The organism is Verrucomicrobium spinosum DSM 4136 = JCM 18804, assembly GCF_000172155.1.
GTDB classification, from domain to species: domain Bacteria; phylum Verrucomicrobiota; class Verrucomicrobiia; order Verrucomicrobiales; family Verrucomicrobiaceae; genus Verrucomicrobium; species Verrucomicrobium spinosum.
Window position 1 is genome coordinate 5785209 of record NZ_ABIZ01000001.1, and the last position, 12666, is coordinate 5797874.

General features: G+C 59.5%; 10 protein-coding genes. 4 read left to right on the forward strand and 6 right to left on the reverse strand.

Annotation, left to right across the window (positions count from 1 at the left end):
• Positions 1 to 350 precede the first annotated feature (350 nt).
• Positions 351 to 905 carry a peroxiredoxin gene (locus tag VSP_RS23450; protein WP_009963756.1) on the reverse strand — a complete coding sequence of 185 codons (555 nt, stop codon included), beginning with the start codon at positions 903 to 905 and terminating at the stop codon, positions 351 to 353.
• A 146-nt stretch (positions 906 to 1051) separates the two neighbouring features.
• Positions 1052 to 1579 carry a peroxiredoxin gene (locus tag VSP_RS23455; RefSeq protein WP_009963757.1) on the reverse strand — a complete coding sequence of 176 codons (528 nt, stop codon included), beginning with the start codon at positions 1577 to 1579 and terminating at the stop codon, positions 1052 to 1054.
• A 176-nt stretch (positions 1580 to 1755) separates the two neighbouring features.
• Here VSP_RS23455 and VSP_RS23460 point away from each other — a divergent pair, with 176 nt between their 5' ends.
• The gene (locus VSP_RS23460; RefSeq protein ID WP_009963758.1) at positions 1756 to 2646 is read left to right on the forward strand and encodes a DMT family transporter; all 891 of its coding nucleotides are present in this window, start codon (positions 1756 to 1758) and stop codon (positions 2644 to 2646) included.
• A gap of 77 nt (positions 2647 to 2723) precedes the next feature.
• On the opposite strand, the gene VSP_RS23465 is transcribed toward VSP_RS23460, so the two are convergent.
• Positions 2724 to 5720: a c-type cytochrome gene (locus tag VSP_RS23465; RefSeq protein WP_009963759.1), complete on the reverse strand. Its 2997-nt coding sequence runs from the start codon at positions 5718 to 5720 to the stop codon at positions 2724 to 2726.
• 337 nt (positions 5721 to 6057) lie between these two features.
• On the opposite strand from VSP_RS23465, the gene VSP_RS37065 reads away from it, so the two are divergent.
• The 3 genes from VSP_RS37065 (at position 6058) to VSP_RS23480 (ending at position 10150) form a co-directional block, all read left to right on the forward strand.
• Positions 6058 to 6744 (forward strand): DUF1003 domain-containing protein, encoded by a 687-nt coding sequence (locus tag VSP_RS37065; RefSeq protein ID WP_009963760.1) that lies wholly within the window; start codon positions 6058 to 6060, stop codon positions 6742 to 6744.
• A 113-nt stretch (positions 6745 to 6857) separates the two neighbouring features.
• Positions 6858 to 9431, forward strand: coding sequence for a phosphatidylglycerol lysyltransferase domain-containing protein (locus VSP_RS23475; protein WP_009963762.1), 2574 nt, complete (start codon positions 6858 to 6860; stop codon positions 9429 to 9431).
• Between the two features lie 353 nt (positions 9432 to 9784).
• Positions 9785 to 10150, forward strand: coding sequence for a hypothetical protein (locus VSP_RS23480; protein WP_009963763.1), 366 nt, complete (start codon positions 9785 to 9787; stop codon positions 10148 to 10150).
• Positions 10151 to 10263: 113 nt separating this feature from the next.
• Here VSP_RS23480 and VSP_RS23485 read toward each other — a convergent pair whose 3' ends face one another.
• The 3 genes from VSP_RS23485 to VSP_RS23495 form a co-directional block, all read right to left on the reverse strand.
• Positions 10264 to 11019, reverse strand: coding sequence for a sensor histidine kinase (locus VSP_RS23485; protein ID WP_009963765.1), 756 nt, complete (start codon positions 11017 to 11019; stop codon positions 10264 to 10266).
• 93 nt (positions 11020 to 11112) lie between these two features.
• Entirely contained in the window at positions 11113 to 11643 is a 531-nt protein-coding gene (locus VSP_RS37070) for a PH domain-containing protein (RefSeq protein ID WP_009963766.1), read from the reverse strand.
• Between the two features lie 189 nt (positions 11644 to 11832).
• On the reverse strand, positions 11833 to 12636 hold the full coding sequence (locus VSP_RS23495) for an Hsp33 family molecular chaperone HslO (RefSeq protein WP_009963768.1): 804 nt from the start codon (positions 12634 to 12636) through the stop codon (positions 11833 to 11835).
• Positions 12637 to 12666 lie beyond the last annotated feature (30 nt).

A 12666-nucleotide genomic window follows, 5' to 3' on the forward strand; every position in this document is an offset into this window, starting at 1 on the left:
CATTGATGAATGCCAGCAGAGCTAGTCTCCCTGCATCATCAAGATTCCCGAACGACCATCCCGATATTCACTCCATCCGTCATTGGGCCGTGATGGCCTACCGCTCCGCGGTAGAATTTACCGAACCCCATACCATGGGTAGTCCTCGCTCCGCTCGGCCGACCCATGGCTAAGGATTGGCGAACCCTTCGGGTTCATGAGCCAACTCGCGCAAAAACTGACGCACTGACGCACTGACGCACTGACGCACTGACGCACTGACGCACTGACGCACTGACGCACTGACGCACTGACGCACTGACGCACTGACGCACTGACGCACTGACGCACTGACTTACCGCTTTACTGGATCACTGCTTCACCGGCTTACCGTCCATCTGAACCACCTTCAGCACATCCGCCGCCTGTTCAACGGTAGAAGCCTTGGCGTCATGCCAGATGACTTTGCCATCCTTGACCAAGAACGCCTGACGTGTGGCCAAGCCCACCAGAGGAATTTTTTTCACGCCAAACTCCGTCAGAATCTTCCCGTCTGGATCCGCCAGCAGGGTGAAGGGGAGATTGTATTTCTTCTCAAACTTCTTCTGCGCCTCGACGCCATCCGTGCTGACACCCACGACCTGGATGCCGGCCTTGGTGAGATCTGTGTAGGCATCCCGCAGACTGCAGGCTTGCGCCGTGCAGCCCGGGGTGTCGGCTTTGGGGTAAAAATAGACGAGCGTCAGCCCCTTGGAATAGAGATCCTCAAGTTTGACGGTTTTGCCGTTCTGGTCCTGGGCCTCCACCTTGGGAGCGTCGTAGGGAGCAACGAGTTTGCCATCGCTGGCGTGCGTAAAGAGGCTGGAGAAAAGTCCCATGGCAACAATCAGGGGGATGAGGAACTGGAGGGGCTTCTTGAATTTCATGACCTGAGACGGGGAAAAAAGTTCGGCGTGGTCAGCCATGTTACGCGCCTCAAATGCAAACTGGATTCATTTGCTGCATTTACCGGCAAAACAAAAACCCCGCATCCCTTACCGGAACACGGGGGCAAAAGGTCACCTGGTGGGGCTTACTTGGCCTCTTCCACCGCTTTAAGCGCGTCTTCCGCCTGCTTTTCAGTGGCGGCAGCAGGGTCGTGCCAGACCACTTTACCCTCCTTTACGAGGAAGGCTTCACGGGAAGCCATGCCGTTGGGGCGCTTGGCGACCTTGAAGGCATCAATGACCTTGCCATCCTTGTCTGCGATCAACTGGAAGGGGAAGGTGTATTTCTCAGAGAAGGCTTTCTGGGCTTCCACGGTGTCCGCGCTCACGCCGACGATCTTGACGCCTTTCTTGGCCAGTTCGGCATTGCCGTCGCGAAGGCTACAGCCCTGCTTCGTGCAGCCCGGGGTGTCAGCTTTGGGGTAGAAGTACACGAGCACAAACTTGTTGTCCTTGTACAGGTCAGCAAATTTGACGACCTTGCCCGTCTGGTCGGTGCCTTCGATGGCGGGAGCGGCGTAGGGAGGATCAACTTTCACAGCTTTGGGTCCGGCGATGACGCTGGCAGCAGCCAGCAGGGTAAGGGAGAAAACGGCGGCGATGGATTTCTTCATGGCGGGAGCAAAACGCGAAAGCGCCCGGGAGTCTAGCAAGAATGGGGGCGGAGTCCCCAGATCGCCAACATTCACGCTGTCGGGGCTGGCCCATGAGCGCCACGGGTCCAAAAATTCTCCTCCCGCAGCCCCAACCTGAGGTATAGGAACGTCCCTTCCCTGCTTCCACACCCTTCATGCCCGCTTCCACCGCGATTATTGTTTACCCGGCCATCGCCGCACTGATGTATGTGTTCAGCGCGCTGCTGTTCAAGCGTTCCAGCGAGACGGGCGTTGGCTTGTGGCGCACCACCTTCGTCGCCAACCAGATTGTCGGGCTGCTCTTTGCCCTGCTCTGGCTGCTGGGGGGGCGGGAGGTCACTTGGGACATCGTCTGGCAGCCGGGGTTGATCGCCCTGTGCCTGTTCATTGGGCAACTCTCCCAGTTCCTCGCCCTGGAGAAGGGTGACGTTTCAGTAGCCGTTCCCATCTTCGGCCTCAAGGTGGTGCTGGTCGCCGTCTTCACACCGCTCGTCGTGGGCATCCCAGTGTCTCTGACGCTCTGGATCGCCGCTTTTCTAAGCGTGGCGGGAATCACCCTTCTCAACAAGAAGCACGAGGGCAAACGGCCGAAGAACATCGGCGTCACCCTCATGGCTGGCGGCGTGGGAGCAGTGAGTTTCGCCCTCTTTGACGTGCTCGTTCAGAAGTGGGGGCCGCAGTGGGGTGTGGGCAGGCTGCTGCCGCTGATCTTTGGCATCAATGCGATCCTGTCCTTCAGCCTCATATTCCTTTTCAAGGCACCGCTGCATGAAATCCCCAAAACCGCATGGAAATGGCTCTGCGGAGGCTCCGTACTCCTGGGCACGCAAAGCATCATCTTTGTCAGCACGGTCGCGATTTACGGTCGAGCCACCGCCGCCAACATCATTTATGCCTCGCGTGGTCTCCTCAGCGTGGCTCTTGTCTGGCTCGTCGGGCACTGGTTTGCCAACCAGGAACAAAACCTCGGCGGCAAGGTCCTCGCCTGGAGGATGGCAGGTGCAGCCCTGATGATGACGGCGATTGTCCTCGTGGTCGTGGGGTGATGCAAAGAGTTAGATGTTAAGCGTTAGACGTTATGGGGAGGCTTCGGACGGCCTCCCCATAACTCTTAACTTCTAACTTACTTGAACATCGGATCTTCCTTGTTCCCCTTGCTCAGCAAGTAGGCGAGCAGGTCGAGGATGTCGTTTTGATTCAGGGTGCTGAGGAGGCCCGGCGGCATCATGGACACCTTGGACTGATCCATGCTCTTGATCAGCTTCCGATCGACCCGCTGGAGTGCATTGGGGTCCATCATATTGATGTTCAGCGTGATGGTATCACCCGCCAGGTTCATGATCCGACCGTACACCTTGCTGTCGTCATTGAGCGTGACTTCAAGCTGGCCATACTGATCGCTGATTTCCTTGCTGGGCTCAATGATGTGCACGAGTAGATCCCGTGGGCTGTACTTGCCCGCTACGCTGGTGAGATCCGGCCCGATGGCACCGCCCTCCTGACCAAAACGGTGACAGGCAAAGCAGGTGGCCTGGCCAAACATGTTGCGGCCATTTACGAAGTTGCGGCCGCCTTCGAGACCGGCTCCGAGCAGGCCTTCAATGTCTTCCACCGTGTAGTTTTTCACGAAGGACTTGAGAGTGAAGGTGAACTGCGGAGCCTTCACATCCGGCTTGGCCTCCAGGATGGGCTTGAGCGCCACCTTCTCTGCCTCTGTGAGCCCCGCCTCGGCATCCTTGCGGATGTCCTGCATGAAGAGGTCAAAGCTCGCGCCACCTTTGAAGGTAGGAGCGCGAAGGCACACCCACTTGAAGAAGCGCTCGCGCAGTTCCGGAGTCCAGCCAGCTTTGGCGAATCGCAGGCTCTGAGCCAGCGCAATCTGCTCTTCCTGGGTCGGGGCATTTTCCAGGATCGGGATGGCCTTGGCCACAAAGGCATGGTCTCCCAGGAACGTCAGCACATTCACGAGGTCCACATCCAGCCAGGGTTCACTGGTCGGAAAGATGGAAGACAGACGGCCAATGGCCTTCTTACGAACGCCGTCCGCCGGCTCCCCAAAGCGGGAGAAAGCCAGCATGTTTACCCGCACGTAGAGCTCCCGGTCAGTCCCTTTGAGATCGGCAAACTTGATGCGCTCCAGCGCATTCATCACCGGCTCATAGAAAGCCCTGTCTCCATTGGAAGCACGAGTCAGCGCCATGAGCGCCATCAGCGAGGCACGGGGGGACGTTTCAGCCAGGGCCTTGTCCTTCCAGGTGGCCAGGGGTTGATGCTCCACCGCAATGCGGGCGGCAAAGCGGATGAGACGGTCAGGATGACCGAGCTGCGGCCAGGCAGCTGCCAGCGCCCCGGGGTCCGCATTGCCATGGAAGGCTTCCAGACTGCGGCGCAGTTCGTGAAGTTGTTTCTCCTCGCCCTGAAGCGTCAGCGGTGCAGGAGCAGTGCTTTCCTTGCCCGTGTACGTGACCCGGTAGAGACCGCTCTGCACACGACGACCACCGATGGTGATGTAGAGTGCGCCATCCTTTGGAGAGACTGCCAGGTCCGTGAGCGGCAGCGGATTGGCACTCATGAACTCCTCGAACTCCGCCTTGTACCCGGCACCCTCGGGCTTCATGTGCACGGCGTAGAGTTTGCCATAGCTCCAGTCAGAGATGAAGAACGCCTCCTGGTATTTCGCCGGGAACTTCGCGCCATACCCGAAAGCCACCCCTGTGGGTGAACCAGGGCCGATGTCTGTGACGGGCGGAAGGCTGTCCTCCCAGCGCACCGGCCACTTCTTCGAAAGGGACCGCCAGCCAAACTCGCCACCGCTCTGCACCATGCACACGCGAGTGGGCCGGTACCAGGGCACGCTGAAGTCCCACTCCATGTCCGCGTCATAGGTGAAAAGATCCCCCTGGCGGTTAAAGGCTGCGTCGTACTCGTTGCGGAAGCCGGTGGTGATCAATTCCCACGTCTTGCCATCGGGATCCGTCTTGGCGACCCAGCCACCCGGCGCCATGACATCCCGCATGAAGCCACGCCCGACAAGAGGCGGCAGCAGCACATCCTCCGCCCAATGCCGGGGCACCCGGCTGCTGTCCATCTCAGTGAGAGGTGTCTGATTGCCCACCACGCAATAGAGAGATTTGCCATCCGGTCCCAACACCACAGCGTGAGGACCATGTTCACCGCCCTTGTTGGGGAAGGCACGCAACTGCTCCACCTTGTCGAACTTGTCGTCTTTGTCCGTGTCACTGATCCGGTAGAGTCCACGGGGAAACTTGTCGGAGTTTGTGATGGCATAGAGGTGGCCGAAGGCAAACAGCAGCCCTTGGGCCTCGCCGATCTCCACAGCGATTTCCTCGATCTTCGTGTCCTCCGGTTTGCCATCCAACGCTGGAGGCGTTACGCGATAGAGCTTGCCATACTGGTCGCTCACAATGAGGCGGCCCTTGTCGTCGAAAGTGTTAGCCACCCAGGAGCCCTGAGTTTTCAGCGGCACGCTGTAGAGGAGTTCTGCCTTGAAGCCCTCCTTGAGCTTGATGTCCTTCACCGCCGTGGCTTCCGGCTCCTTCAGGTTGGCAGCCGCGGCAAGGCTCTTTTCATTGAGATTGGCCCAGGATCCGCCTCCCAACGGGGCGAGCGCAATCGCAGGCTTCCAGTCTTTGTCGTCAAATTTTACCTGTTCCCATCCTGCAGGGGCGGTCTCACTGGCCTTCCATGAGGCATCCGTGACGATCTCGGTCTGTCCTTTGTTGCGGGTCTCGATGATGAGCTTCACCAGCACCGCACCTTTGTTCCCGCCGCGGTTGGTTCCAGTGACCGCCAGCACGTTTTGCCCCTTGACCACGGCGTCACTGACTTCCTTGACCTGGACCTTGTCCCATCCCTGGCCCGTGAGCACCGGTTTGCCATTGAGCAGAACGGTCAGTTCATCATCTCCGGTCGCCTGTAGGCGAACGGCATCACTCTGCTGGACATTAAACGTTTTGCGGAGATACACCGTCTGGTTGGGTTTCGCCTCAGCGGCGGACCAGATCCACTGCGGCGTCTCTGCAAGCGCCGTAAAGGCGGCGAGACTGAGAGCTGCCGTGGCGGCGAGGGGAACGGTGATGCGTCGGTAGAGAGAAGGCATGGGTGGTGGCTTGGCGGGACAGAGATAACTGCGAAAAGCATAACGCGTACATCATGAGGGGAATTTCAACTGTGACGTGATCGCGGGACAGCCGCCTTCGGCGGAGACAAAAGACTGGAAGGCGAAAGACAGAAGACCTGAGATGAGGGGCAGCGGCATGTGCTCGAGAAAACTCCATACTCTCTCGGTGCAGCAACCGATATACTGATCTACTGGTTTACCGGACCACTGCGTTACCGAAATGCACTCGCACCCTCCTCCGCACAGGAACTCTCACGGCCCCACGGGGGTCTGTCAGGCCACCCAGAAAAAAGTACCTCACGCGGAGCTCGTTCCCATGGGAGCCCTCCGGCCATTAATTGCCAGCAGGATCTCCGCCCAGTATCCGAACCTGCAATCGAGCTCGCTCATCTCTCATGAGGTGCTGAATGCAGCTCGGCTGGACTACGTGAGGTCCGCGCTGGAGGACCAGTTGGGCGAGCTGACGCACCTGGACGAGGAGGTGGTGGAAAGTCTGCACAAGCATGAGGTGCTGAGCGCACGTCCTCTGGATGACCCAGAGGACAAAGAGTCCAGCTTTGGCGCACGGGTGGCGGACAAGATTGCCAGCTTTGGCGGGAGTTGGACGTTCATCCTCACCTTTGGTGGGTTTCTCGTACTCTGGATCGCCGTCAACGTCTGGTTCCTGGCATCTCGGGCGTTTGATCCCTACCCCTTCATTTTGCTGAATTTGATCCTCTCCTGTCTGGCAGCCATGCAGGCCCCCGTCATCATGATGAGCCAGAACCGGCAAGAGACCCGGGACCGGAGGAGGGCGGAGAATGACTACAAGATCAACCTCAAGTCCGAGCTGGAAATTCGCCATCTGCACGAGAAAGTGGACTACCTCCTGCACCAGCAGGCCACTCGCCTGCTGGAGATCCAGGAGATCCAGCTCGACCTCATGCGGGAGCTGGCCAATCAAGGAAAAAGTGATGCAGGGACGCGGTCGGCTCGAAAAGGTGACGAGACTAATCACGTTTAGGATCCTCCCGGCTCTCCCCCGGCCAAGGTGGCCGATTTTTCACTATTGCTCGACTGTCCGTGGACAGTTCTTTTTCACTGACTCCTTCCGCCTCCGTTTTCCTGACTGGTCCCATGATGCCCTCCGTGCTTCGCCGGCTGCTGCCGGTCCTTTTCCCGTTCCTGTATCTTTCCTGCCTGGCCCTGCCGAAATCCATCCTTGCCCAGGACCAACCCGCTACGGAGGATGACATCCCCATCCCCCGCGCTGACATCAAGCTGGCCCATACCACGACCTCGGCCCGGTTGTATGAACCAGACGAGCGCCCCCCGGTGGCGGTCATGGTCTTCGGGTCCGGAGATGGAGGATGGTCAGCATGGGAAGATGCCGTGAGTCACTGGCTCCGGGATGCCGGAGTCTATGTCATCGGGCTGGATCTGCGCGAGTATGCAGCCAAAGACTACACGGCGGAGCTGTTGGGCCGGGACATGGCCACCCTCGCAGCCGAGGCCGCCAGCCGGGGCGGTGGCGATGACAGCACGCCAGTTATCTATGCAGGCTGGAGCATGGGGGCGGTGCAAGCGGTACCGGCAGCAGCATGGAAGGAACGCCCCGCCGCGCTCAAGGGCATCATCATGCTCAGTGCCGACAGCCGGGGGCGCTTTGGCCTCAGAGCCTCTGATGAACTCGGCGTCACCCCCACCGGTCCTGGCACCTTCAGTCTGGGTGACTTTACTCCTGCGATGGCGGGCCTGCGGGTCGCGCAGTTCCATGGAGGCGCGGATTTCATGGCCTCCACTGCCTGGATCCAGAGCTTGAAGACGCCTCATGAACTCTACGTGATCGGCGGCGCCAACCACGGCTTTGACGGGCCGGCCGACGAGTTTGCGGAGGATCTTCTGCGCGGTGTTCATTGGGTGTTGGGGGATGACAGCGCGGCGGCACCACCGCCGGAAGGCGAACTCCCCTTCGGCCTCTCCCCCCTCTGGCCAGTAGCCGCCCTGGCCATCGGCCTCTCCATCTTTTTCCTCGTCTCCAAGAAACACTCCATCGCCGTGCTGGCATGGGCCGTCACGCTCATGGGGCTGGTGGACCTGCTGGAAGCGCTTTTTCAAAAGCCGCCGACCGTACTGGCCTGGATGGAGCAATGGGTACCCCTAGGGGTGACGGAAAAAAGCCGACTGCTGCTGCTGCTCTCCGGCCTGGCCCTTCTCTCCCTTGCACGCGGTTTGCGCAGGCGGAAGCATCTGGCCTGGCTCCTCGTGCTCGTACTGCTTAGCGTGTCCGTGGTGCTGCATTTGTCCCGGGCATTCGACTGGCACCACGCCCTGGCCGCTGCCGTGCTGCTCATCCCCCTGGTCAGGTGGAGGCAGCAGTTTGTGGCGAGGTCAGACGCGCCGTCGGTTCGCATCGCCGGACTGGTGGCCTTTTCACTGGCGTTTGGCCTCATGATTTATGGCACCGTGGGCATCCGGCAGTACAGTGAGTCCGGCAAGGTCGGAGCAGCGCTCTCATGGGCAGACTGTCTCCACGGGGCTGGCGCGGCGGTGTTCATGCAAAAGTCGGAGTTGGACCATGACGGTGGCCGGGAGGTGCGGGGCTTCCTCGCCACACTCCGCACCGGCAGCTTACTTAGCTCCATGCTGGTACTGGCCCTGCTGCTGCGCCCCGTACTGGCCAAGCGCCATCCGGAGGCCACCGACGATGAACGCGAGCGCATGACAAAGATCATCGCCGAGTACGGTCGGGACCCAATGGACAACTTCGCCCTGCTGCCCGACAAGCGCTGCTTCTTCACGAAGGATGGCAAAGGGCTGGTCACCTATGCCCTGTGGCGAAAATATGCCGTGGCCCTGGCAGATCCCATCTGTCCGCCGGAAGGGCGCGCCGCAGCCGTGGCGGAGTTCCGCGCCTTCTGCCGCAACCAGGACTGGCAGCCCATCTTCTACTGCGTGCACGTCTCGAACCGCCCCCTTTACGAGGAGGAGGATTTCGTCACCTTCAAGGTGGGTGAAGACGCCCGCCTGGATGTCGCGGAGTTCAAACTGGAGGGTGGAAAGTTCCAAAATCTGCGCACCGCCCGCAACAAGGCACGCAAAGGCGGCCTCACTTTCCAGTGGTATGACGGTACACCCCACACCGATCACGGGCTTGAGGCCCAGCTCACGCTGATCTCCCAGGAATGGCTGGCCCACAAGCACGGCGGAGAGATGACCTTCGACCTCGGGGCCTTCAGCATCGACAGCATTCGCAAACACGGCGTGGCGATCGTGCGCAACCCAGAGGGCCGGATCGAAACTTTTGCCACATGGCTCCCCTACCATCAGGGCAAGGGACGCTGCCTGGATCTCATGCGCGGGCGCGCGGAGGCGCGGGATGTGCTGGACTTCCTCATTGTGGAGGCCATCGACCATTTCAAGGCGCAAGGAGTCCAGGAGGTCAGCCTCGGGAATGCCCCACTCGCGAACGTCAATGCCGGTGACGGGCAGGCCCTGGAGTGTCGCAAGGAACGCGCCGTGCAGTTTCTCTTCGACAACTTTGACAAGTTCTACGGCTACAAAAGCCTGTTCAACTTCAAGAAGAAGTACCAGCCAGAATGGCAGGGCCGCTACATCGCCTATCCGCCGGGCGTAGGACTGGCCATGGCAGGACTTGCCATCGCAGGGGTACACTTGCCTAAAGGGTTCATGGGGCTGGTCAGGTCCTAGGAAACGAGGACGTTGGGGAGACCAGGGCGTGTTTGAAAAGATGATTCGGGCCTGAAGGGCCGCCAGATAAGTACCGTACGGTTGGGTGGTCATTCGGCGGTGGTCGCATGCCCCTGCACTTTGAGGTGACGGCCATCTCTCGATCCCGCCCACGACACAACTCTTGTATGGCCCACATCCCTAAAAATTCCCTTCACGAGCTGGACGCTGTGAGCCTCTCAAACCCGCCACCTGGGGGCGGCGTTGCCCCACTGAGGCTGACGAACGGCTTGTCGAGCCAACCCGACCACCTTGCGCGTCTCCACCGATCCCCTCATAGAAAGACGAGGGACCAACCCATCCTCACCAAAGCCATGATCACCTCTGATCAGCTCGACGCCTTTCGCGCAGGCCTACGGCGTTGCGAGGGCTACACCACCCTCAACATGCTTAAAGAAGCTGAGAGGGAACTGCTCCAGCTCCCTGCGGAACTGCGCCTGACGCTTCCCTACCTGATGGTCAGCATGAACTTCTTCATCCACTGCCGCCAGTGGGACATGGCCACCAGGATTGGAGCGTGCATTCTCGAGAGCTGGCCCGATTGTGAAGACGTGCGGAGGCTGGCCATGCAGTGCTACGTGCGAAATGGCTGCCGCGGTGAGCTGCCGCCCGCCCTGCTCCAGGCTCCAGGCACACTCCGGCAGGTCATTCGACCGGGAAGAAACTTCGGCCGGAACTGAAGCTGCCCGGCCAACGATGCCTCAGGAAACAACCCAACAGTGACGCCAGTCTCGTCCCAAAGCGAAAAAAGGGGGATCTCCGTTGGAGCCCCCTTCAAAGTGACAGCAATGGCTCAGGCAATGGGTACGCTCACCCAGAAGGTGGTCGTGTTGTCCTGCGAATTCACTCCGAGACGGATGTTCATCTGGTGGCAAAGCATCGCGGCGATGGTCAGGCCGAGGCCCAGATGGTTGCTGTTCTTCGTGCCCGTGAACGGACGGAAGATCTCACTTTGTTTCTCCAGAGTGATGGATGATCCCGTGTTGCTGATAAGGATATCGACCAAGCGCTCGCTTGCTGGAGAGATGACGCCTGGACCGTGGACCTGCATGAGAGCGCGGCCACCCGTGCGCTGGACGGATTCAGCTGCGTTTTTGAGGATCTCCACGAGCAATTCCTTGAGCTTGGTGGGGTCCACCAAAACCGGGGGGAGGCCAGGGGAAACTTCCAGATCAAAAGCGACGCCATTTTTTGAGAAGGGATCCTGAAAAGAGGCCCCCACCACAGCGATGTACTCGTTCAGATTGAGTGGCTGCAAGGTGACTTTGGCGCATCCGCCAGCAGCGCGAATGCGCTCGCTGAGGCCTGAAATGTTAACCGAAGCCTCTTTGATATGCTGCATGTTCTCCAGCACCCCGGGATCGAGGTCATCATTCATCAGAATGAGGCTGCTGAAGCCCTGAATGATGGCCAGCATGTTGTTCAGCTTGTGGGTCAACCCTCTTAAGAGCTCCTGGTGGTAGCCGTCGGCCGACTGTGGCCCAAGATTGAGGTTCGTGGGGTAAACGAACTGCATGGACTGCCCCGTTGAAGCATCTGTGGCCATCATGAATACGAGTTGAAATTAATTAACAAAGCCTGAATGTCCACATCTTATTCACAATTCCAGTGAGGTACACAAGACATTCATTGTGAGGCGCTTTTATCCTGAGATAGAGTCTGTACCACCGGAACTGTCCACATCCAGCTCGCGTACCCGCTTACGATCACGCTCGCTCTGTACAGCGTGACGCAGTTTTTCCCTGACGTCCTCCGCTCCCGCGATGGCTTTCAAGTCCAGTTCTGGGGTGGAAGCATCTGAGGTGATGAGGGACAGATTGCCCAGCCCGAGCATCCGCAAGACAAACGGCTGCTCCAGGCTGTAATCCTTCACGCGGTAGAGTTCGAGTTCATCCAGCCGACGGTTCAAGATGCCACTGGTCTTTCGAAGCCGCTGGGTGGTGAGTTCGTAGTGAGTGGCTTTAGTCACCCACCAGCGTGCAATCCACAGACCAAGCGGAACCACCAGACCAGCGAGGGACAGCCCCCCGGTGAAGGGAAAGGCCACGAGGCAGCCAATGGCCAGAAGGATGCAGAAAAAATAGAACCAAAAGTGCACCCACTGGGAGGAGTGCCCCTTCCACAGGGTGGTTTCACCCGGTGCGGACGGATTAACGCGGTCGTCGGTAGGCATGTTGTTGGGCAAATGTTGTTTGCTACAACAAAGCATAGCGCAGAATACCGACCACCGCCAAGAGAAGCGTTCATGAAATCACCCACACCGCTGGGCCACGCCCCTCTCACCCAGGTGAGCAAGTCTCCCGTGCCCACGGCGGCAAGCACAGGAAGTTGGTCGAGGCGCGCCAAATCATCCAAGGCTGGACTACACGCCCGGCGGCTGGAACTTCTCCAAACGCCACGCCTCAAACTGCTCCTTGCTCGTACGATATCGGGCACCACAACGGGGGCAGGTCATGGTGAGCATCTCATCATCGCCGAACGCATGACTGAGGTCGTCGTCAGCCAGCTTGGCCAGCACGGGATAGAGCCGCTCCAGATTGCAGCCGCAATGCCACACGTAGAGCCGGGTTTCCAGCAGACTCAGCGTCTCCGTCTTGTCCATCTCACGGATCGAGTCATCGGTGAGCGAGGCCAGCCACTCTTCATCACAGTCCGGCTGGGCCGAGACCATGACGATGTCTTCCTCCCCATGGCGGAAGAGACGCGTCGTGCGCTGCTCACTTTGGGTGTAGAAGCCCTCGACCGCCTTGAAGACATCATTTCCGGCAAAGTCCACCATGCTCTGGCGGGCCGCCTTTCCCTGGGCGGCCGTCTGGGCGATGAAGATGTTCTTCCCAAAATCCCGCACATCCTCGGTGAAGACACGTCCGGCGACTCTTCCCGGGCGTGATCCCCCGGTGACAAAGACATTCACGAGCGGGTTGTGGAAGTTGAGCGTCCAGCCACACGTTTCGTCCTGGGGACGGGAGGCGAGATGCAGCGTCAGGGCCGCGAGCGCCTCCTTGAGCAGGAGATCGTTGGTGTTGGAGTACTTCAACTCGTGCTCGGCACGATGGAGGTAGTAATCAATGTACAGGGGCTCAAAGTCGGCTCTGGCCACTAGCGCGTTACGTCCTCGCACAAAATAAGTGCGGACCTCGAGCGGGCTGGCTTCAGTGTCTGTCATGGCTGCTGATCTGAGATTCGGGGGTTAAGG